Genomic DNA, 21,084 nt, shown 5'->3' on the forward strand with positions numbered 1-21,084 from the left:
CGCCGTCACGAGCCCGCCGGGGTGATGTCGATCCACGAACGCCGGCCCGGGCGGAAGTTGGGGCCCAGGGCGGGGCTCAGGTCCTCCGAGGCGTCCACCACGTCGGCGGGCGTGCCGTCCTCGCTCACCCGGTCGATATCCAGCAGGTGCTGATCGGGCACCAGGCCGGGGGCGTAACCCCGATACTGATGGTATTGCTCCAGTTCCGGGCTTTCCGCGAACAGCTCATGCAGTTCCAGCATGATCTGCTCGATGGCGTCCTCATCCATGATCTCCATGGCCTGATGCAACCGTTCCAGAAGAGCGCCGTACTCCGCGATCAGTGTCGCGGCGTTGTCGAAGTCGATCAGCGCCGAATACTGGCCGAAGTTGATGCCCGCGGTCTCGTTGCGCAGCACGGCGCCGTAGTATGACACTCCGTAGCACGAGGGCGGGTGGCCCTGCTGCTGGAGGTCGTACATGTCACCCCAGTGCCAGAAGATGCTGGATTCGTAGAGAAGGCCGCTATTGTTCTCCGCGGTCGCCCGGATGATGTCTTTCTTGTTTGCATGCCGCGCGAAGCCCTTCGCAAAGATGCCGCCGAATCCCAGACTCGCCCGTGCGTTGAGCCCCACCGGCAGTTCTTCGTCCTGCAGTTCATAGGCGGCGGTGCCATCAGGGTTGACCGCGAGCAGCTGCATGGTGAGCGCGCCGTTGCGCCAGCGGTAGCCGTGACCCTCGTTGTTCTCGGTGACATGCGGGTCAACCGAGTACAGATCCTCCAGCCCGGGGTCCTTGGGCGTGCCATCGTAACGATGGGTGTTGTTCACGCAGCCCGGCAGCGTGCCGTGCAGCACCCCGTCCCGGCCGACACGGTCGGTGATGGTGATGCGCAGCGTCGGGTTGTCGCAACCGGTGTCGTTGAGAATCCCGTTGAGCGTGAACACCAGGGACCCGCCGTTCTCGTCACGGAGATCACCGGGCGCCGTGCCATTACGCAGCTGCGGGGTGATCATCTGCTGGTAGTCATAGGTATTCCAGGTGCGGCAGCCGATCTGGAGCTCGGTGCCCTTGGACAGGTCCGCGTTGGTGAGGGTGACGATGAACGGGGCATTCATGTCCAGCCCGTTCACTTGGGTCACCTTGTTGAGTTCACGCTGCACGGTGTACGGACTGGTGCCGATCAACAGGCTGGTCTTGCCCTCCCGCGGCTCCATGTCGAAGAAGTCCACGTACTGGACATCGTGCACCTTGTCGTAGGCATGGTGATGGGCATCGGTGCGGTTGCCGATGCCGTCCGCGTCCAGGAAACGGTTCATGTCATCGGGGTCGGGATAGTCGCCGCCCGGGACGATCATGTCGCCCAGCGGGCTGTCCGTATGCACGTCCACGTCTCCGGAGAAGGTACCGCCGCCCTGCGGCGGCAGCAGCAGGCCGTTGATGTAGAGGGCGTCCGTGCCCACGCCCAGCCGGGCGATGGCCGGCTGGGCGATGTTGCCCGGGCCCAGGTTCTGGCCGATGGGATGCTCCCCGTCCGGCAGGGCGTCGTCGTCGTCCAGCACGCCGTTGTGGTCGAAATCGAACAGCGCGCGGCCCGAGGTGCCGCCGGTCTCCATGTTGAGCTGCATCATCCAGCTCTCGCCGTTGACGTCGGCAATCGGATTGGTGGTGATGAACTGCAATCGCGCGGAACGGATCTGCGGACGACCCACCAGCCGCTCGCCCTCCTTGGGCAGATCCACACGCCAGCCGAGATCCGTCGACCAGTCCGGCTCGTTGCCGCTGGCGTCGATGCGCACGATCCGCTCGTTGGTACCCCCGTCCCCGGTCTGCCAGGTATGGGTGCGCTCGGCGAGCGTCTGGGTCAGCAGTTGATTCCCCGGCACGCAGGCCGTCGTGGCCGAGCGGCACTCGCTTTCCTCATCGTCGTCGAAGCGGTCCCAGATGCCGTAGATGCTCTGGGTATCCCTGTTGCCGATATCCATGGCACTCAGGAGGCTGCCGGTGCCCACGTACACAATGAGTCCGCCGACCGCATGGCGGGTCGCGTCCGGTTCCACCGTGATGGGCTTGTCGATGCCGGCCGCAAACAGCCTGGCCCGGGAGTTGTCGTTGAAGCCGAATCGCCACAGATTGCCTTTGAGGTCCCCGGCATAGGCGTAGTCGGCCCGGGCGTTACCGTTGTAGTCCACCAGCGCCGGCGGCGACAGCCCGCCCGTGTTGCTCAGTCCGACGGACATCACGCGGATGGACCCGCCTCCACCCACGGGGTGCATGATCAGCTTGGCATCCCCGCCCTCGCGGCGATATCCGTTGCCGGTGACCATGTACCAGTTGCCGTCCGGCAGCCGGGCGAAGGTGGGCCGGCCGTGGATATGACCGACGTCGTTCCCCAGTTGCTCATGATCGGGGCCCACCTCGATGAGCACGCGCGGGTTGTTCCTGTTGGTCACGTCCAGGACGAAGTAACCCTTGCCGCCGGCGCCGAGGCCCCCGGCCACCAGGTGCCGGCCGTCGGGGAGCGTGATGCCCCGAAGCTCGCCGTTGACAAAGTAGGTGTGCTCGTAAGGGGTTGCGGTCAGGGCACGCAGCTTGCCCAGGACCATCGACGGCACGTACGCGAACACCTCCTCACCGTCAACCCTGTCGAAGGCATGCAGCTTGCCGTCGTTGGCGCCCACCAGCACCATATCGTTGATGAACACGGGCCGGGAATGGATGATGTCGCCAAGGACGCTGTAGCGCAGGCGCAGCGTACCGCCCGGCTGGTCACGCTCGTTGCTGCGATCGCCGCGCACGAAATTCAGGATCGGGCTGGCATAGCTGCCGGTCGGCCCTGAGCCGTTGTCATAGGTGTCCGAATCCACCGCGGCCCGCTGATCGTCGCTGAGCTGATCCCAGAGGAAGGGGACCGTCGTGCCCTCGCGGGTGGTGATGATGTTGCGGTTCTGCGGCCAGCTGCCCTGCTGCCAGTAAGTGGCGTTGATACCCTCGCGCAAGGCGAAGGTCGCCCGGGCACTCCAGTTGTTGTGGCCGTTGGTCGGCGGATTCGCGCCCACGTCCACATCCGTGCTGCGGACGCCCTGCTCGGTGATGGTGTACTGGATGATGTCGCCCTGCCAGGCGCCGTTCTCGAACCAGGGCCGGTAGGCATAGGTGGGCCCGCGCGTGAGATCCTCGTTCTCGAGCACGTAGGGCGCCAGCGTCTTTGCGGGATGGGTCGAGGGATCCACGACGGCCTCCGCCATGGCGGTGCCGCCCAACAGCATTCCCGCCAGGAGCGCGGCACACCGCGACAGACAGGGCAGACTTGATTCCTTCATGACCATTCTCCTCCAGGGCCGCCGCGCTTCACGGCGCCTCGAGCGTGACGTACACAGACTGGACGGTGCGCAATGCACCGCGGTCACCGTCGCCGCGCGCGGTGACCCTGAACACATGTACATGGCTGCCGGCGGCACCGCCCGGCAGTACCGCGGTCTCACCCGGCACCTCGTACTGGCCCAGGTACTCGATCACGAACTGGCCGGAGATCTCGTCCTTGCCCGCCTCGTCGACAAGGATCGTCAGGAGCTCGGCACCGGAGGGCCAGGTAAGGTCTTCCACGGGAAAGGGATCATCCCCCCCGTCCAGAGTCAGATCGTAGTAGTTGACCACCTTCTGTCCCAGCACCAGGGCCTCCACATCCAGCTCCCCTTCCCGCAGCACGACCTCGGCGCCCGACAGCGTCGTGGCCTGGGTCTGGTAACTGGTGGACATGAGCCCCTGCATGACGGACGAGTTCATGGCGGTGATGCCTATGAGCGTCATCACGAGCAGTAGCACCAGGCTGACCACCAGCGCCGTGCCTCGCTGTGCGCATGGCCTGCCGTGGTACGAATCCATGGGCATGGGCGTCGGCCTCATCAGTTGGTCCAGTTCCGCAGCATCACGGTTGCGACATAGAGCTGGCGCCGGAAGTCATCCGGCGCAGCCGGATAGTCGATGTCGCCCATGACATAGGTGGTGGTGTTGTTCAGACCCGGTTCGGGACATTCCGAGCGCATCAGCAGCCAGACACGCACGGCGGACACATCCGCCCAGTCGTCGTTGAGCGTGACGGTGTTTGCGTCCACATACTGGGCGCCGCCGGCCACCAGATAACGGACCTGCAGGTGCTCCACGCCGGGCACCAGTTCCTCATTCATCGGTACGCCGGTAGGCCCGACCCGAACACGGCGCAGCACCGGCACGGCACCCCCGGTGCGGGGACAGGTCACGCCCGTTGTGGTGTTGCCCACATAGTAGGCATTCGCCAGCAGCTCTCGGACCACGGGTTCATCGGCAGCGAACTGCACGATCTCGTTGTCGCCGATATTCGCATTGTTTCCACGCATGATGCGGCCGCTGAACAGGCTCGAACGCAAATAGATACGGTTCGCGTCGAGGGCAGTCTCGTCGGCCGGGTCGAACGCCGAGTGACGCATGGCCAGGATATCGCCACGCAGATAGCTGCCGGCACAGCCGTAACCTGTGGCGGCATTGTTCACCCCGAACACCCGCCGCTCCACCATACGCACCCACTCATCATTGTTGGTACAGGTACCGTCAGGGGCCACGCGCCCGGGGAAACCGGTGATCTGGGTGGCATCCGCGTTGCCGCCCCAGTAACCGGCCCGGCGCAGATCCTGTGTGATCAGGTCCATGGCGTACCGGCCATTCTCCTGCATGCGGGCGAGGTCCTCCTGGGCATGCGCGCTCTGCCGGCCACTCAGGTAGATCTGGAACACGCCGGCGAGCAGGACAAGCCCGATGAGCAGGGCCACCATCAGCTCCACCAGAGACAGACCCTGCTGGCGGCGGGCACGGTCCATGGGCACGGGCATGCTCACAGGCGCACCCTCAGCTGATAGATCCATTCGGTCTCTCCCTGTTCCTCCGCCTGGGAGTCGGTCCATTCCACCGTCACCACGTAGTCACCGCCGGCCTCCTGGATCACCCGACCCAGCCCGGAGGGCAGATAGCAGGCGACGGCATTCAGCCAGTTATCCCGATCCGAGGTCCCCAGGGAGACGTCCTGGTCAAGGCTGTCACAGCCGAAGCCGGCCATGCTGCCGTCGTAGAGATAATTGCCCAGGCCGGCATCCAGCCGGTCCGCCGCGCGGATGCGGTCCGCCATGTCGTAGGCCATCAGGGTCGCCTGGGAACTCAGGTACGCATTGTGGCTGCTCTTCAGGCCCGCCACCTGCAGGGCGGCAAGGCCCAACAGCCCGATGGACAGCACCAGCAGGGCGATGAGGACTTCGAGGAGGGTGAATCCCCGTTGCCCCCGGCAAGCGCCGCAAACCGAATGAACGGGAGGGGACATCATCATGGGCAGTTCATCCGGTTGACATTGACCCGCCCGGTGACGCCGACGGTCAGTGCCCTGGCGCGGTTGATCGTGATCGGACCGCAACCCAGCGGGTAGATCTCCATGGCGACCTGGGCCCCGGCCAGTGCGCCCCGGGCGTTGAACGCCACCTGGGTGGCGCCGGTATCCACGACCATGCGATTCATCGCCGGGTAGACCCGAATGCGGTCATCGCCGGCACAGGCCGCCCCCTGGTGGACACACCACCCGTCGGCGAAATCCCCGCCCTCGGCCCGGACCGTCACCGTGACGCCGCGCTTGACCGCCTCGCTGCGCGCCAGGTTCAGAGCCGCGACGAGTTCGTTGGTCTGGCTGGTCGTGCGGCTGTTCTGCACCAGCGTCACCATGCCGGGCACGGCAATGGTCACGAGGATGGCCGCCACGGCCAGCGTGACCATCAACTCAATGAGGGTGAATCCGGCGGATCGGTTCATGGCAGCAAGTGTAGACAGCGGTTTACGGGCATGTCTCCCCGGATTCGATAAACGGGCGGGTTTCGGACGATGACCGGGGGGCGGATGTCCAAACACCCGATATCCGGACGGGAATCAGCAGCCTGCGGTTTCCACCCGGGGCCGCCCCGTGCTGCTGATGATCACCCTGCGGGCCCGTTCCCCGCCACAGATTTCCACCGTGCCCATCTGCAGTGCCCCGCTCAGCCGGCGGGTTTCGCCCGTGCCCAGATAGGAGATGTAGCCGGGCACACCCTGGTTACCGATGACCGTCAGCGAAGGATGGCCGGAGAAGACGCGGATGACCTCTCCCGCGCCATCCACCAGTGAGCCCCCCGGGGCGGGCCCCTCCCGGACCAGCCAGCCGCCGGAGAAGTCGTCCGGCGAACTGCAGGTCTGTCCGTCGGTACTGGCGCAGAGCGTCACCCGGGTACCGCGCCTGACAGCCTCGGAGCGGGTCAGGTGCAGCGCGGTGACGAAGCGGTTGGTGGTGGTGATCACCCGCTGCTCCGCGACGAGCCCGGTCAGCCCCGGCACGGCGACGGTGACCAGAATGGCGGCCACGGCCAGCGTGACCATGAGATCAATCAGGGTAAAGCCATGCTCCCTTGGCATGATGCGCTCCTCGTCCGTGAGGGGGGATTAGAATAAAGGATGAAGGATGAAGGATGAAGGATGAAGGATAAAGGGTGAGCCGGGGGCTCCGCAGGTCGGGAGGCCCACCTTCTCATGGAGGCGGTGTCACGCGGGGGCCTCCCGATCGCCGACTGCCGGCCGGGGAATCAGCGGTATACCTGCCGACGGTGGGCGATACCCACCACCAGGACGACAAGCGTTTCGTCCCGCAGTTCGCAAATGACCCGATAGTCGCCAACGCGGTAGCGCCAGAACTCGGAGAGGTGGCCCTTCAGAGGGCGACCGAAGCGACGCGGGTCCGGGGACCCCGCCACCCGGTCACGAAGAAAAGCCATGATCCGGCGGACCTCCGCATGCCCCAGTTTCCTGAGCGCCTTCTCCACATGCGGCGCAAACTCAATCGTCCAAGCCAAGGCGTCGACTCATCTCATCCATGGTGATGGTCTTCTCTCGACCGGCGCGAATGTCCGCCAGCACCTGCTCCGCAAGATATATGTCCTCCAAATCATCCAACTGCGCCTCAATGGCCTCGCGAATGTAGTACGTGGCGGTGCGGCCGGTGCGCGCGGCCAGCACTTGGAGACGCTCGTAGGTCTCGTCGGGGAGTCTGATGTTGGCCTGCTTGCTCATAATGGGCACCTCGCAGCAATCCTGCTTTACACGTAAAGCAGGATTATGGGCCTAGCGGGCAGAAGGTGCAACAAGCGAAAGAATCAAGGGGTCAGAGTTGTTGAAGCGAACTTCAACAACTCTGACCCCTTGATTCGGCGGGCCAGGCGTGGTTGTGGAGATGGTGCCGTTGAGAGGAGTCGAACCTCCGACCTACTGATTACGAATCAGTTGCTCTACCAGCTGAGCTACAACGGCATTGCGGCGGGACGGCAAAGCATACGCCAAGCCCGGCACGGGCTCAATCGTGCCGGGCTTGGCGAGGAGAAAGGCGTCAGGCGCAACCCTTGAGACTTGCTACTGCGAAGCCCCGCTGCGCCTGACCCGGATGATCACGTCCACACCCTCCACGGCCACATCGGCAGGCAGATCCGGGAGACGGCCCACTTTGACCTGGTTCACAGGGACGTCCTCGAGGGTGCCGGTGTCCATGTGAAAGAGGTGGTGATGAGGATCCAGGTTGCTGTCGTAGAAGACCCTGGCCGGGTCCACGATGACCTCGCGCACAAGGCCCTTTTCGGCAAACAGGCCCAGGGTGTTGTACACCGTGGCCTTGGACACGGTGGCATCCTTCCCGTTGACCCGCGCCAGGATCTGGTCGGCGGAGACGTGCTGATGGCGCTCGAAGAGCACGCGGGCAATCTCCACACGCTGCTGGGTGGGGGTGATGCCGTGGGCGCGCAGACGCTCGATGAGCGCATTGCGTGACTGTGACATGTTGTGAATGTCCGATGACATGAATCACACTTTACCGGGCAGTTTAGACAAAGTCCAGATTCCGGCCCGGGTCGGATCACCCGGGGGCATCGATGGGGCGATCCAACCGATAAGGGGCTGAGTCTATCACCACCGACCCGGACCCGCACACCAGGTCCGCGGCCAGACGGCATGAGGCCAGGCTCATCACCACCCCGTTGCGGAAATGCCCGGCATTGACGAACAGGCCCGGACAATCCGGGTGTTCGCCGATGTACGGCACCCCGGCAGGGGATCCCGGCCGCAGCCCCGCCCAGTGGTGTTCCACGGGGGCGTCTGCCAGCGCCGGCACCAGCGCCGCGGCTGCGGCCTGCAGGTCCTCCCGGGCCATGTCGGTGATTTCCTTGTCGAAACCCACGTATTCCAGGGTGCTGCCCATGAGAATGCGCCCGTCCCGGCGCGGGATCAGGTAGCGGCCGCCGCTCAGCAGGATGCGCTGCATCAGCCCGACCCTGGCGCGAAACAGGATGATCTGGCCACGCACCGGCATCACCGGCAGGTCCGGCCCGCCCGGCGGCATGAGGCCCGCGCTCCAGGCCCCGCCGGCAATCACCACCCGCCCGGCAGCCAGCGCACCGCTGGGAATGCGCACACCGGTGACACCCTGCCGGTTACGGCGCACTCCCAGCACCGGAGTCTGTTCGCGAACCGCGATTCCCCGCAGGGCCAGGCTTTCCCGCAGGGCCCGGACCAGGCGGGGATTGCGCACCTGGGCGATGCCGGGCATCCACAGGCCCAGGGTCGGCGCGTGGCCCAGGGCCGATTCGCAGGCCAGGGCCGCCGGTCCGGCAAGCTCCTCCAGCACCATGCCGTGGTGATCGGCCCAGGCGCGGGCCGCTGCGGACTCCCCGGCATCCAGCACCAGCATGCCGGAACGGGTCCATTCCGGGTCGATGCCGGTCTCGTCCAGCAGGGCGTCGGCGAAGGCCTGATAGCGGTCCTGGGTATGACGCGCAAGCGCCGTGACCGCATCCGGATAGCGCCAGGGATAGAGAGGGGAGAGAATGCCGCCGCCCGCCCAGGAGGCCTCCCGACCCGCCTGGCCCCGCTCCAGCACCGTCACCGACAGGCCGGCGTCGTGCAGGAAACGGGCGGTCAGCATGCCGATCAGGCCGCCGCCCACCACGATACAGTCGGTCATGCGCAGGTCCGGATGAAGACGGATACGCCCCTGGAGGGCGAAAGTGGAGCGGGTGATGGGAATCGAACCCACGTCATCAGCTTGGGAAGCTGAGGTTCTACCATTGAACTACACCCGCATTAGCACGTCATTTTATCCAGCCCATGGCGGCAAAGGAAGCCGGAAGCGCCGGGCCGCGCGATCCGGAACGCCGTGTCGCCGGTTGTATCCTGTACATGGCTTCTGTCTTAAAATGGCTGTTCAACCTTTCTGACTCGCAGCAACCAACCATGGAAATCACCCTCAACGGCGAAACCCGCACCGTCCCCGACGGGCTCACGGCCGCGGGATTGATCGACCACCTGGAGATGACCGGCCAGCGGCTGGCCATGGAGGTCAATGGCGAGATCGTCCCCCGCAGCCAGCATGATGCGCATACCCTCAACCCCAGCGACCGGGTGGAGATCGTGCGCGCCATCGGCGGCGGCTGAACCACCCGAAACCGGAATCCCGATGCCCCAGACAGAACGCTCCCAAACCGCTGACGACAGCCTCACCATCGCCGGCCGCACCTGCCACTCCCGGCTCCTGGTGGGCACCGGCAAATACAAGGATCTGGACGAGACCCGCCGCGCCGTGGAGGCGAGCGGCGCCGATATCGTCACCGTGGCCATCCGCCGCACCAACATCGGCCAGAACCCCGGCGAACCCAACCTGCTGGACGTGCTGCCGCCGGACCGCTACACCTACCTGCCCAACACCGCCGGGTGCTACAGCGCCGAAGACGCGGTGCGCACCTGCCGGCTGGCCCGGGAGCTGCTGGACGGGCACAGGCTGGTCAAGCTGGAGGTGCTGGGCGACGAAAAGACCCTCTACCCGGACGTGGTGCAGACACTCGAAGCGGCCGAAACCCTGGTGGCGGACGGCTTCGACGTGATGGTCTACACCAGCGACGACCCGATCCTCGCGAAGCGGCTGGAGGCCATCGGCTGCGTGGCGGTGATGCCCCTGGCGGCCCCCATCGGCTCGGGCCTCGGCATCCAGAACCGCTACAACATCCTGGAGATCGTGGAGAACGCCACCGTACCCATCCTGGTGGATGCGGGCGTGGGCACGGCCTCGGACGCCGCCATCGCCATGGAACTGGGTTGCGACGGCGTACTCATGAACACCGCCATCGCCGCGGCGAGGGACCCGATACTCATGGCCGGTGCCATGAAAAAGGCCATCGAGGCCGGGCGCGAGGCCTTCCTCGCCGGGCGCATGCCCCGCAAGCGCTACGCTTCGGCCTCGTCACCGGTGGAAGGGACGTTCTTCTAGCGTCCTTTCATCACGCAGGGTGCAAAGGGCGCTTCAGAAATGTGCGCAGATCGGGGCAAGGAGCGAATCCCAACAGGTGCGTAGGTTGGGGTGAGCAAAGCGAATCCCAACACGGGGCGTGAATCCCGGCCAATCCTGTTGGGGTTCGCGTTGCTCACCCCAACCTACCGGATTCGGTATTTTCCCGGCGCGTCCTGCGTCTCCTGGCGAGAGAATGCATTGCCTTGCATCTATGCTCATGGTTGACAGGTCTTCTCCATGACCGGATCCCCCCCGAAACACCACCGACCGATCCGCAGCTTCGTGCGCCGGGAGGGGCGGCTGACGGCGGGTCAGCAGCGGGCCCTGGACACGCTGTGGCCGCGCTTCGGGATCGAATACTCGGAGAAGATGCCGAATCTGGCATCGATATTCGGGCGATCGGCGCCGATCACCCTGGAAATCGGCTTTGGCAACGGGGAAAGCCTGGCGGCCATGGCCCAGGCGGCCCCGGAGCGGGACTTCCTCGGTATCGAAGTGCATCGCCCGGGGGTGGGACACCTGTTGCAGCGTATCGAGGCCCTGGGGCTCACCAATCTGCGGGTCATGTGCCATGACGCCGTGGAGGTGCTGAAACACCGGATCCCGCCCGGCAGCCTCGACACGGTGCAGATCTTCTTCCCCGACCCCTGGCACAAGAAGCGCCATCACAAGCGGCGCATCATCCAGCCAGCATTCGTGGCGTTGCTGGCCACCCGCATACGGCCGGGCGGCACCCTGCACCTGGCCACGGACTGGGAGGACTACGCACAGCACATGCTGGAGGTCATGCGGGGATCAGGGGCGTTCCGCAACACCGCCGAGGGCTTTGCCCCCCGCCCGGCCCACCGGCCGCCCACCAGATTCGAGCAGCGGGGGCAAAGGCTGGGGCACGGGGTATGGGACATCGTTGTTGAGAAGTGCGAACTGTGAATTGGGAAGTGCGAAGCAAGGTTCTTCCTGCCTCCTGCCTTCTACTTCCTACTTCCTACTTCCTACTTCACCACAAGTACGGCACACTCGGCCTGCCCGATCACCCGCTCCGAGACACTGCCCATCAGCAGCCGCTGCAGACCCGTGCGGCCGTGGCTGCCGATGACGATGAGATCGGCACCCTGGCGCTTGGCCACGTCGACGATCACGTCGTCGGGGCGGCCTTCCTCCTGGACACCGGTGACCTCGATCTTCTCGTCCTTCAGCGCATCGCGAACACGTTCGATGGCGGCGCGCGCCTCCTTGCGCCGCTCCTCGCTATGACTGGGCACATCCACCGACACCACCGTCAGCGGAAGTTCGCAGGATCGCGCCAGGCTGGAGGCTGCCACGGCAGCTGTGTCGCCCAGACGTGACCCGTCGGTGGCCACCAGGATGCGCGCCTCCGGCATGCGCGCGGCGCGCGGTACCACGAACACGCTGCAGGGTGCATGGCCGATCACCTTGGCGGTGGAGTCACCCATCATCAGACGGGCCAGGTCGCTGCGGGTACGCCGGCCGATGACGATCACGTCCACCTTGGTGTCCTCAGCCGCCTCGACAATCTCCAGATACGGGTCCGGCCCATGGCGCAACAGGCCCTCGTATTCCAGGCCGGCATCGTCGGCACGCTGTTCCAGTTGCGCGAGGAACTCACGGGCCGCCTCGGCCTCCGCCTCCACCCGCTCCGGTGCCATGGCCTCGTACTCGGGATTGGTGAGCACCACCCGCAGCACGAACAGCTTGGCGCCGCAGCGCTGTGCCATGCTGAAGGCCGCCTGTTCGGCACCGGCGCTGTATTCCGTGCCGTCGGCGGCCAGCAGGATGCGTTCGAATCGGCCGACGGGAGAGAGACTGGATTCCATTGGATGCTCCTGGACCATCAGTGACCCACCACCAGCAGGCCGGACGCGGCGAGAATCAGTACCAGCGCCGTGGCCGCCGTGATGCCCGCGTACACCTTGTCCCCGGTCTTCAGGAACAGGGGAATGACACGAATGTAGCAGGCAATGGTGACCAGGGACAGAAAAGCGATGCCGAAAAAGTTCATGAAATCGCCCTTGTGGGCGAGCGCCAGCCAGGACCAGCCGGTGCCGACGCCGGCCGTGTCCAGATACTCCCGGGCGGACAGGCTCCAGACCTGCGGCAGATCGTTCACCGGCACATGGGGTTCGAAGACCCCCAGCAGGTAGGCGGCGAAGCTGGCCACCAGCATCAGGAAACCGATCCGCATGCCCCAGTCCAGCCAGTAGGCATAGATCTGCTGTTCCTCGGTGGCGTAGCGGTGTGGATCACGATCGGACACGGTTGTCTCTCCTATTCCCAGATACCCAGGCCCTTGAGCAGGGCCCGGGAACCCGCCAACAGCAGCATGACGATGACGATGCGCCGCACCATGGCCGCCCGGGTGCGCTTGAGCAGCCGGACACCCACCAGCGATCCCAGCATGATGCCGATGATTGAGGGCACGGCGATCATGGCCAGCACCGCACCCTGGTTGATGTAGACCCAGGCGGCGGAGGTGTCGACGATGGAAAGCAGGAACTTGGACGACGCCACCGACACCTTGAGCGGCGCGCCCATCATCAGATTCAGCACCGGCACGTTGGCCCAGCCGGCGCCCAGACCGAACATCCCCGCCAGCAGCCCGATGAAGAAGAACATCACGAGCCCGAGCGGCGTACGGTGAACCTTCCAGTCGATGTCCTTCTGGGAGAAGGGTTCGTGGTAGATGCCGGTGATGCGCAGCGCCGTGGACAGCCGGTCGGCCTCCGGCACGTCCGGGTACTCGGACTTCCTGGCGATCCACATGAGCGCGACAATGGCCAGGATGGTCAGCCCCAGCAGGGTCTGCACCAGGTCAGTGGGCAGGGCGAGACCCACCATGGCGCCGATGATGGCCGAGGCCGCCGCGATCATGGCCAGCGGCAGCACCAGCCGAAGACTGGCCATGCCCGAGCGCAGCAGGCCCGGACCGGCCGCCAGGGCGCCGGCCAGGGCCACCAGCAGGCCCGCGCCACGGACGAAATCCAGATGAAAGGGGAAGAAACCGCCCACGATGGGGACGAAAAGGACCCCGCCACCCACCCCGCCGAGCACGGCAACGATACCCAGCAGGAAACTCACGATGAACAGGGCCAGGGGCCAGATCCACCAGGGCGTGTCGCCCCCCGCCTCGACGGGCATGGCCGCCCAGAGGGGGCCCACGGCCGCAAGACACAACAGTCCGATGACGACGTAGACGAACAGGCGCAAACGCGAAGGCATGTGGAGATCCCTGAACAAGCCAATCCATTGACCGCGGAGATACGGGCGCCCGCGGCCAGCCGCCCGCCGACCACGGCATGACCCCGGCCGAACCGGGATCGCGTGGGTCAGTGCGTCGATTTGTCGTTGTTGGAATTGGCGCACCGCCGGCGAGAGGCGCGCATTCTATACGCAATGGCCATCGGAGACAAAGCGACGGCCCGTCACGCATCACCCCGGTGCCTGCACCGCCGGCTGCATCCGCAGCCGCCGGGATTCGGCGCGGGGCAGGATCTCCGGCTGCCTGACGGGCGGCCAGCTTGGCTTTGGCAGGCCGCAATGGGATAATCTCGGCCTTTTTGCGACTTTACACCCCCTTGAAAGGCACCCTTTTCCGACATGCAAGAAACCGTCACGCTCACCCCCGAAATGATGGTGGTCCTCGGACTGCTGGGCTTCACGATCTTCCTGTTCGTCTCCGAGATTGTCCGGGTGGACGTGGCCGCGGTGTCGGTCATGGTCCTGCTGGGACTGCTCAGCATGGTTCCGGGGCTGGGCGGGGTGGCCGACACCCATCAGTTGTTCGACGGGTTCGCCAGTAATGCGGTGATCTCCATCATCGCCGTGATGATCATCGGCGCGGGGCTCGACAAGACCGGCGTCATGAGCCGGGTGGCGTCCTTCATCATGCGCGTGGGCGGCTTAACCGAGCGGCGCATCATCCCGCTCATCTCCGGCACCGTGGGGGTGATCTCCAGCTTCATGCAGAACGTGGGGGCGGCCGCCCTGTTCCTGCCGGTGGTCTCACGCATCTCGGCGCGTACCGGCCTGCCCATGTCCCGGCTGCTCATGCCCATGGGCTTCTGCGCGATCCTGGGCGGCACCATGACCATGGTGGGTTCCAGTCCGCTCATCCTGCTCAACGACCTGCTGCCCCAGGGCATGGAGCACTTCAACCTGTTCGACGTGACGCCCATCGGCCTGGCCCTGGTGGCCACCGGCATCGCCTACTTCGTGCTCATGGGCCGCTACGTACTGCCCAAGACCAGCGGCGACGGGACGATGGGCGAGAGCGCCGTAGAGTACTTCCGACGCGTATACGGACTCGACTACACCATCCGGGAGTTCCGTGTGCCCGCCGACCACCCCCTGTCCGGCAGGACGGTGGGCGAGCTGGAGCGCGAGCATGGCGTCGTGGTGGCCGGCTCCATGCTGGGAGACGACCTGCGCGTGGGGCCCTGGAGCGGCTACAAGCTCGATGGCAGCGCGCAACTGGCGCTGCTCGGCCGGGCCGAGCAGCTCGACGCATTCGCCGAGAACACGGGTATCGAGCCCAAGGGACATCTGGACGTCTTCTCCGATGTGCTGGCGCACACCAAATCCGGCATTGGCGAGATCGTCATGCCGCCCAGTTCCGGGCTGCTGGGCAAGACCGTCACGGACCTGGCCATGCGCAAGACCTACGGCCTGTCCGTGCTGGCCATCCACCGGGGCGAGGAGACGTTCCGCGAAGGATTGCGGGACATTCCCCTGCAGGCCGGCGACACGCTGGTCAGCCATTGCAACTGGGATTCGCTGGCCCGCCTGGAGAAGGACCGGGACTTCGTGGTGGTCACCAGCGAATACCCCCACGAGGAGCTGCGTCCCCAGAAGGTGAGTTACGCACTGGTGTTCTTCGCCATCACCCTGAGCCTGATCCTGTTCACGGACCTGCGCCTGTCGGTGGCGCTGCTGGTGGGCGCGGTGGGCATGATCCTGACCGGTGTGCTCAACATGGATGAGGCCTACAAGGCCGTGAGTTGGAAGACGGTGTTCCTGCTGGCGAGCCTGATTCCCCTGGGGATGGCCGTGGAAGATACCGGCACCGCCGCCTGGATCGCCCAGCAGACCCTCGCGTTGCTGGGCGAAGTCCCGCCCTGGGTCCTGCAGGCGGCGATCGCTGTGCTCGCCACGTTCTTCACACTGGTCATGTCCAACGTGGGCGCCACGGTGCTGCTGGTGCCGCTTGCGGTGAACATCGCCATCGCGGCCCAGGGCCTGGGAATGGACGCGGATCCGCGCATCTTCGCCCTGACGGTGGCCATTGCCACGTCCAATTCCTTCCTGATCCCCACCCACCAGGTGAATGCCCTGATCATGGGACCGGGCGGTTACCGGGTGAAGGACTATATGAAGGCGGGCGGCATCATGACGGTGCTTTTCCTGATCGTTTCCCTGATCATGCTGAATCTGATTTTCTAATGAGAGCAGAAATCCTGAAGGAGTAGAAACCATGTCCAGAAAGCACCCGATCGTCGCGGTGACCGGCTCATCCGGGGCCGGCACCTCCACCGTCAAGCGCGCCTTTGAGCACATCTTCCTGCGCGAGAGCATCAGTCCGGTCATCATCGAGGGCGACAGCTTCCACCGATACAACCGCGCCGAGATGAAGGAGGCCATGAAGAAGGCCGCCGACGCAGGCAACAACCACTTCAGTCACTTCGGTCCGGAAGCCAACCTGTTCGACAAGATCGAGTCCCTGTTCAAGACCTATGGCGAGACGGGCGGCGGGAAGAAGCGCTATTACATCCACAGCGAGGACGAGGCGGCCCATCACAACAGCCGGCTGAGCACCAGCCTCAAGCCCGGTGAATTCACTCCCTGGGAGGACATCCCCGAGGGCACCGACCTCATGTTCTACGAAGGCCTGCACGGCCTGGCGGTCAACGGCAACGTCAATGTGGCCCAGCACGTTGACCTGGGAGTGGGCGTGGTGCCCATCGTCAACCTGGAGTGGATCCAGAAGATCTTCCGGGACAACGAGGAACGCGGCTATACCGCCGAGGCCATCGTGGACACCATCCTGCGCCGCATGCCGGACTACGTGAAGTACATTACGCCTCAGTTCTCGCTGACCGACATCAACTTCCAGCGGGTGCCCACGGTGGATACGTCCAACCCCTTCATTGCCCGCGACATCCCCACCCCGGACGAGAGCATGGTGGTGATCCGCTTCAAGGACCCGAAAAAGTTCGGCGTGGACTTCCCCTACCTGCTCAACATGCTGCACGACTCGTTCATGTCCCGGCGCAACAGCATCGTGGTGCCGGGGGGCAAGATGGGCCTCGCCATGGAGGTCATCCTCGCCCCGATCATCGGCGAGATGATCGACAACAGCCGGCGCTGAGCATGACGTCCCCCATGCCGGCCCCGGCGGGGCCGGCATACCCGGCGCCCCGGATGCCATCGGCGACGACCGGGGGCGGGCCGCCCCGCGGGTTGCTATTCTCATGGGGGACATGAATTCACAGGGTCCTCGCCCGCATTTCTTCCCCGGACATCTTCGGGATCCGACGCGGTTCCGCCGGCAATGTCTGAACGATATGGAGACGTGCCATCCCATGAAGCTGCCCACCATCCGTGATCGCCACCGTTTCCGTGGAGCGGGAACGGTCTTGCATGCCCATGACGCGTGGCCGGCGGAGAGGCACCCGCGGCCATGAACCCTTCGGCCCCCTTCTCCGTTGCGACCGCCGAGGGCTTCGATGCGGACACCCTGGTCGCCACGCTGGCGGCCAGGCTCATCCCCCCTGCACACGGGGAGGCCCTGGGGTTCCTGTATGTCACCGATGCCCTCGCCCGGCAACTGCCGGACCTGCTCGCGCAACTGCGGGAGGCCACCGGCGTGCAGCGCTGGACGGGCAGTGTGGGCGTGGCGCTCTGCGCGACGGGCCGCGAGATCTACGACGGGCCCGCCGCGGTGGCCATGGTGGGCGGCTTTCCGGAAGGCAGCACACAGCTGCTGCCCCTGCTGAGTGACGGTACGGCGCCCCTGCAGGAGCTGCTGGAGCGGTGGCCGGCCCCGGATCCGGCGCGTTTCGGGGTGCTGCATGCCGATCCGGGCAATCCCCGCACCCCCGAACTGATCGAACAGGCGGGCGGATCCACCGGGATCTTCTGTGTGGGCGGGCTGACCTCCTCCCAGGCGGAAGATCTGCAGATCGCGGGCGAGGTGACCCGGGGCGGGGTATCCGGCGTGCTGTTCAGCGAAGCGGTGGAGGTGGTGACCGCCCACACCCAGGGATGCACGCCCATCGGTCCCGCCCACCGGATCACCCGGGCCACCCAGAACGTGCTGGTACAACTGGACGGCCGCCCGGCGCTGGACGTTTTCGAGGAGGACATCGGCGAGGTCCTCGCACGGGACCTGCAGCGTGCCGGCGGCTTCATCGTCGCCGCCTTCCCGGTGCCCGGCTCCGACACCCGGGACTACCTGGTGCGCAACCTGGTGGCCGTGGACACCGGCCAGCGGCTGGTGGCGGTGGGCGACCGGGTCACCGAGGGCGACCGGATCATGTTCTGCCGCCGGGACCCGAACGCTGCCATGGACGATCTGCGCCGCATGCTGGCGGATCTGCGCCACCGGGCCCCGGGCGGGGCCCGGGGTGCCCTGTACTTCTCATGCCTCGGCCGGGGGCGCCACCAGTTCGGGGAGGACTCCCGCGAGCTGCGCACCATCAGCGAGGAACTGGGTGACATCCCCCTGGTCGGATTCTTCGCCAACGGCGAGATCTTCCACAACCGGCTGTATGGCTACACGGGCGTGCTGACGCTGTTCCTGTAGAGGCGATCAGCCACAGAGATCACAGAGGTCACAGAGGTCACAGAGGTCACAGAGCAGAAAGACCTGCGGATGGGGTGCGGTCTCGCCGCGCCCATGCTGCTAAAGACCGATGATTCAGTACTCTTCAGGTTTTCTCTGTGTCCTCTGTGACCTCTGTGGCCTGAACCAGTCTTTTGCCTTTCATGCAGGGGGCGGCATAGGAATATAACACTATGGAAAAACGCAAGCTCGGCAACACCGGCATCGATGTGAGCGTCATCTGTCTCGGCACCATGACCTGGGGCGAGCAGAACACCGAGGCCGAGGCCCACAGCCAGCTCGACCATGCGCTGGAGCGGGGCGTGAACTTCATCGACACCGCGGAGCTCTATCCCGTACCGCCCATGGAGGAGACCCGGGGGCGCACCGAGTCCATCATCGGCACCTGGCTCAAGCGCACCGGCCGGCGCGACCGGGTGGTGCTCGCCTCGAAGGTCTCCGGCCCCGGTGAATGGGTCAATTACATCCGCGGCGGCCCGCGTCTGGACCGGACCCAAATGACCGATGCACTCGACGACAGTCTGCGCCGCCTCAACACCGATTACCTGGACCTCTACCAGGTGCACTGGCCCGCACGCCCCACCAACTTCTTCGGCAACCTGGGCTACACCCACGAGGAAGACCCGGACGCCACGCCCATCGAAGAGACGCTGGAGGCACTTGATGAATTCGTACGTCAGGGAAAGGTGCGTCACGTGGGTGTCTCCAACGAGACGCCCTGGGGCGTGATGGAGTATCTGCGCCTTGCGCGCGAGCGCGACTGGCCGCGCATGGTCTCCATACAGAACCCCTACAACCTGCTCAACCGCAGCTTCGAGGTAGGTCTGGCCGAGATGGCCATTCGTGAACACGTGGGCCTGATGGCCTATTCGCCCATGGGCTTCGGCGTGCTGAGCGGCAAGTACCTGGACAGCACGCCGGCGAACGCGCGCATCACCCTGTTCCCGCGCTTCGCCCGCTACAGCAACGCGCACGGCGTGGAAGCCACCCGCGCCTACGTGGAGCTGGCGCGTGCCCACGGACTGTCACCCGCACAGATGGCACTGGCCTTCGTCAACTCCCGTCCCTTCCTGACCAGCACCATCATCGGCGCCACCAGCATGGCGCAGCTCGAGGAGGACATCGAAAGCGCCGAACTGGTACTCGGCGACGAGGTGCTGGAAGCAATCGAGACCATCCACACCCGCCACCCCAATCCATGCCCTTAAGAACAGTGGCAAGTCTCAAGTCTCAAGTGGCAAGGGAAAGCCCTCACCCCGACCCGGCCCCCGAAGAACCTGGAGTATGTTTTGATTTCCCTTGCCACTTGAGACTTGAGACTTGCCACTGTTGTTAACAGATACACACTGCCATTTCGATGACCCGGCCTTCGACGGGGATCGCGACGACTGTCTCGGACGGGCGCGCTCGGCGGGCGTCGGGGCGCTGGTGTTGCCCGCGGTGAGCCGGTCCGGCTGGCCGAGGCTCAAGGCCGTGGCGGCAAGTCATGAGGGGCTCCATCCCGCCTACGGGCTTCACCCCGTGCTGCTTGCCGAACACGCGCCCGCGGATCTGGACGAACTGGCGCGCTGGATCGAACGTGAACGACCGGTGGCCGTGGGCGAGTGCGGCCTGGACTATTTCGTGGCAGGCCTGGATCCGGACACCCAGTGGGGCTACTTCACGGCACAACTGGCCCTGGCACGGGAACACGACATCCCGGCGATCATCCATGCCCGCCGCTCCGTGGACCAGGTGACCCGGGGGCTGCGCCAGTGTCCGGGGGTCCGTGCCGTGGTGCACAGCTTCAGCGGCAGCGAGCAGCAGGCCCGCAAACTGATCGACCTGGGTTGCCTGCTGGGCTTCGGCGGGCCGGTGACCTATCCTCGCGCCCGGCGGCTGCGCACGCTCGCGGCTACGCTCCCGCTGGAAGCCATCCTGCTGGAGACGGACGCGCCGGACCAGCCGGGCGCCATGCATCGGGGCCGGCGCAATGAACCCGCCTTTCTGCCGGAGATCGCCGCGGAGATCGCGGCGCTGCGCGGTATGGCGCCGGACGAACTTGCCGAGGCCACGACGGAGAACGCGCGTCAACTCTTCGGTTTGAGCTAGGTCAACATGCGGCCGGATAGGGCGGATGTCTGCCGGCCCCGTTGCGCTAGAATGCCCCGGCCATGAATCCCATCCATGAACGCACGGAACTGCTCATCGGCCCCGAGAGGCTGGAGCGGCTGTCCCGCCGACATGTACTCATCGCCGGCCTGGGCGGCGTGGGCAGCTATGCGGCCGAGGCCATTGCCCGCGCCGGCGTGGGCCGCATGACGCTGCTGGATCACGACGTGGTGGGACTGTCCAACATGAACCGGCAACTGGTGGCGCTGCATTCCACCGTCGGGAGGAAGAAATCCGAGGTGATGGCCGAGCGCATCCGGGACATCAACCCCGACATCCGGGTGGACGCGATCGGTGATTTCCTCTCGCCGGCCAATGTGGCGGACAGGGTGCCCGGCGACCTCGACTACGCCCTGGACTGCATCGATTCCATAGCCTGCAAGGCGGCACTGGTGCTGCACTGCCAGGAACGGCGCATCCCGGTGGCCTCCAGCATGGGCGCCGGCGGCCGCCTGGACCCCACGGCCCTGCGGGTGGGGCCCCTCGGGCGCACCATCCTCTGCCCGCTCGCCCGTGAACTGCGCAAGCGGCTTCGGCGCATGGGCGGACACCTGGATTACCCCGTGGTCTACTCCACCGAACAGCCGGTCAAGGGCACGGCACACCGCCCCCTGGATGGACCGAGGCCTGGTCGCGCACGGGCAGTCAACGGCACCATCTCCTATCTCCCCCCGCTGTTCGGCTATACCCTGGCGGGGCTGGTGATCCGCGCCCTGTTGAACGATTAGCC

Annotated in this window: 22 protein-coding genes and 2 tRNA genes; 9 read left to right on the forward strand and 15 right to left on the reverse strand. The window is 65.7% G+C overall.

The genetic code is table 11. The features are described from left to right. Window positions 1–5 precede the first annotated feature (5 nt). The 12 genes from THITHI_RS0110425 to THITHI_RS0110480 form a co-directional block, all read right to left on the reverse strand. Window positions 6–3,302 carry a pilus assembly protein gene (locus THITHI_RS0110425; protein ID WP_026186258.1) on the reverse strand — a complete coding sequence of 1,099 codons (3,297 nt, stop codon included), beginning with the start codon at window positions 3,300–3,302 and terminating at the stop codon, window positions 6–8. Between the two features lie 28 nt (window positions 3,303–3,330). Continuing rightward, window positions 3,331–3,870: a pilus assembly PilX family protein gene (locus tag THITHI_RS19800; protein ID WP_018233037.1), complete on the reverse strand. Its 540-nt coding sequence runs from the start codon at window positions 3,868–3,870 to the stop codon at window positions 3,331–3,333. Window positions 3,871–3,884: 14 nt separating this feature from the next. Next, entirely contained in the window at window positions 3,885–4,877 is a 993-nt protein-coding gene (locus THITHI_RS0110435) for a PilW family protein (RefSeq protein ID WP_198005600.1), read from the reverse strand. Further along, complete coding sequence (gene pilV, locus THITHI_RS18885) at window positions 4,847–5,332, reverse strand: type IV pilus modification protein PilV (RefSeq protein ID WP_018233039.1); 486 nt, start codon at window positions 5,330–5,332, stop codon at window positions 4,847–4,849. Before pilV ends, THITHI_RS0110435 begins: the two co-directional genes overlap by 31 nt. Then, on the reverse strand, window positions 5,329–5,805 hold the full coding sequence (locus tag THITHI_RS0110445; protein ID WP_018233040.1) for a GspH/FimT family pseudopilin: 477 nt from the start codon (window positions 5,803–5,805) through the stop codon (window positions 5,329–5,331). The genes pilV and THITHI_RS0110445 overlap by 4 nt, the downstream gene beginning before the upstream one ends. Window positions 5,806–5,919: 114 nt before the next feature. After that, entirely contained in the window at window positions 5,920–6,438 is a 519-nt protein-coding gene (locus tag THITHI_RS0110450) for a GspH/FimT family pseudopilin (RefSeq protein WP_018233041.1), read from the reverse strand. Between the two features lie 167 nt (window positions 6,439–6,605). Then, entirely contained in the window at window positions 6,606–6,872 is a 267-nt protein-coding gene (locus THITHI_RS0110455) for a type II toxin-antitoxin system RelE family toxin (protein WP_026186259.1), read from the reverse strand. After that, the gene (relB, locus tag THITHI_RS0110460) at window positions 6,856–7,089 is read right to left on the reverse strand and encodes a type II toxin-antitoxin system RelB family antitoxin (protein ID WP_018233043.1); all 234 of its coding nucleotides are present in this window, start codon (window positions 7,087–7,089) and stop codon (window positions 6,856–6,858) included. The genes THITHI_RS0110455 and relB overlap by 17 nt, the downstream gene beginning before the upstream one ends. A 161-nt stretch (window positions 7,090–7,250) precedes the next feature. Continuing rightward, window positions 7,251–7,326, reverse strand: a tRNA-Thr gene (locus tag THITHI_RS0110465). Window positions 7,327–7,425: 99 nt separating this feature from the next. Continuing rightward, window positions 7,426–7,866 (reverse strand): Fur family transcriptional regulator, encoded by a 441-nt coding sequence (locus THITHI_RS0110470; protein ID WP_018233044.1) that lies wholly within the window; start codon window positions 7,864–7,866, stop codon window positions 7,426–7,428. A 55-nt stretch (window positions 7,867–7,921) separates the two neighbouring features. Beyond that, complete coding sequence (gene thiO, locus THITHI_RS0110475) at window positions 7,922–9,025, reverse strand: glycine oxidase ThiO (protein WP_018233045.1); 1,104 nt, start codon at window positions 9,023–9,025, stop codon at window positions 7,922–7,924. A gap of 44 nt (window positions 9,026–9,069) precedes the next feature. Next, a tRNA-Gly gene (locus tag THITHI_RS0110480) sits at window positions 9,070–9,143 on the reverse strand. Window positions 9,144–9,294: 151 nt separating this feature from the next. On the opposite strand from THITHI_RS0110480, the gene thiS reads away from it, so the two are divergent. From thiS to trmB, 3 genes are all read left to right on the forward strand, one after another. Beyond that, window positions 9,295–9,495, forward strand: a complete 201-nt coding sequence (thiS, locus tag THITHI_RS0110485) for a sulfur carrier protein ThiS (protein ID WP_026186260.1) — start codon at window positions 9,295–9,297, stop codon at window positions 9,493–9,495. Between the two features lie 22 nt (window positions 9,496–9,517). Continuing rightward, entirely contained in the window at window positions 9,518–10,324 is an 807-nt protein-coding gene (locus tag THITHI_RS0110490; RefSeq protein WP_018233047.1) for a thiazole synthase, read from the forward strand. 258 nt (window positions 10,325–10,582) lie between these two features. Then, the gene (gene trmB, locus THITHI_RS0110495; RefSeq protein WP_018233048.1) at window positions 10,583–11,275 is read left to right on the forward strand and encodes a tRNA (guanosine(46)-N7)-methyltransferase TrmB; all 693 of its coding nucleotides are present in this window, start codon (window positions 10,583–10,585) and stop codon (window positions 11,273–11,275) included. Window positions 11,276–11,337: 62 nt separating this feature from the next. Here trmB and THITHI_RS0110500 read toward each other — a convergent pair whose 3' ends face one another. The 3 genes from THITHI_RS0110500 to THITHI_RS0110510 are packed head-to-tail and all read right to left on the reverse strand — an operon-like array spanning window position 11,338 to window position 13,582. Then, entirely contained in the window at window positions 11,338–12,180 is an 843-nt protein-coding gene (locus THITHI_RS0110500) for a universal stress protein (protein ID WP_018233049.1), read from the reverse strand. Between the two features lie 17 nt (window positions 12,181–12,197). Then, on the reverse strand, window positions 12,198–12,620 hold the full coding sequence (locus THITHI_RS0110505) for a hypothetical protein (RefSeq protein ID WP_018233050.1): 423 nt from the start codon (window positions 12,618–12,620) through the stop codon (window positions 12,198–12,200). A gap of 11 nt (window positions 12,621–12,631) precedes the next feature. Next, entirely contained in the window at window positions 12,632–13,582 is a 951-nt protein-coding gene (locus THITHI_RS0110510) for a sulfite exporter TauE/SafE family protein (RefSeq protein ID WP_018233051.1), read from the reverse strand. Between the two features lie 378 nt (window positions 13,583–13,960). On the opposite strand from THITHI_RS0110510, the gene THITHI_RS0110515 reads away from it, so the two are divergent. The 6 genes from THITHI_RS0110515 to THITHI_RS0110540 all read left to right on the forward strand — a co-directional run bounded on the left by THITHI_RS0110515 (window position 13,961) and on the right by THITHI_RS0110540 (window position 21,082). Further along, window positions 13,961–15,802, forward strand: a complete 1,842-nt coding sequence (locus THITHI_RS0110515; RefSeq protein WP_018233052.1) for an SLC13 family permease — start codon at window positions 13,961–13,963, stop codon at window positions 15,800–15,802. Window positions 15,803–15,833: 31 nt separating this feature from the next. Beyond that, window positions 15,834–16,727, forward strand: a complete 894-nt coding sequence (locus THITHI_RS0110520; protein ID WP_018233053.1) for a phosphoribulokinase — start codon at window positions 15,834–15,836, stop codon at window positions 16,725–16,727. Between the two features lie 312 nt (window positions 16,728–17,039). Further along, on the forward strand, window positions 17,040–18,164 hold the full coding sequence (locus THITHI_RS0110525; RefSeq protein ID WP_018233054.1) for an FIST signal transduction protein: 1,125 nt from the start codon (window positions 17,040–17,042) through the stop codon (window positions 18,162–18,164). A gap of 212 nt (window positions 18,165–18,376) precedes the next feature. After that, the gene (locus THITHI_RS0110530) at window positions 18,377–19,411 is read left to right on the forward strand and encodes an NADP(H)-dependent aldo-keto reductase (protein ID WP_018233055.1); all 1,035 of its coding nucleotides are present in this window, start codon (window positions 18,377–18,379) and stop codon (window positions 19,409–19,411) included. Window positions 19,412–19,529: 118 nt separating this feature from the next. After that, the gene (locus THITHI_RS0110535; RefSeq protein WP_198005641.1) at window positions 19,530–20,294 is read left to right on the forward strand and encodes a TatD family hydrolase; all 765 of its coding nucleotides are present in this window, start codon (window positions 19,530–19,532) and stop codon (window positions 20,292–20,294) included. 62 nt (window positions 20,295–20,356) lie between these two features. Beyond that, the gene (locus THITHI_RS0110540; protein ID WP_018233057.1) at window positions 20,357–21,082 is read left to right on the forward strand and encodes a tRNA threonylcarbamoyladenosine dehydratase; all 726 of its coding nucleotides are present in this window, start codon (window positions 20,357–20,359) and stop codon (window positions 21,080–21,082) included. The last annotated feature ends 2 nt before the right edge of the window (window positions 21,083–21,084 follow it).

The organism is Thioalkalivibrio thiocyanodenitrificans ARhD 1 (genome assembly GCF_000378965.1).
In the GTDB taxonomy this organism is placed as follows: Bacteria; Pseudomonadota; Gammaproteobacteria; order Ectothiorhodospirales; family Ectothiorhodospiraceae; genus Thioalkalivibrio_A; species Thioalkalivibrio_A thiocyanodenitrificans.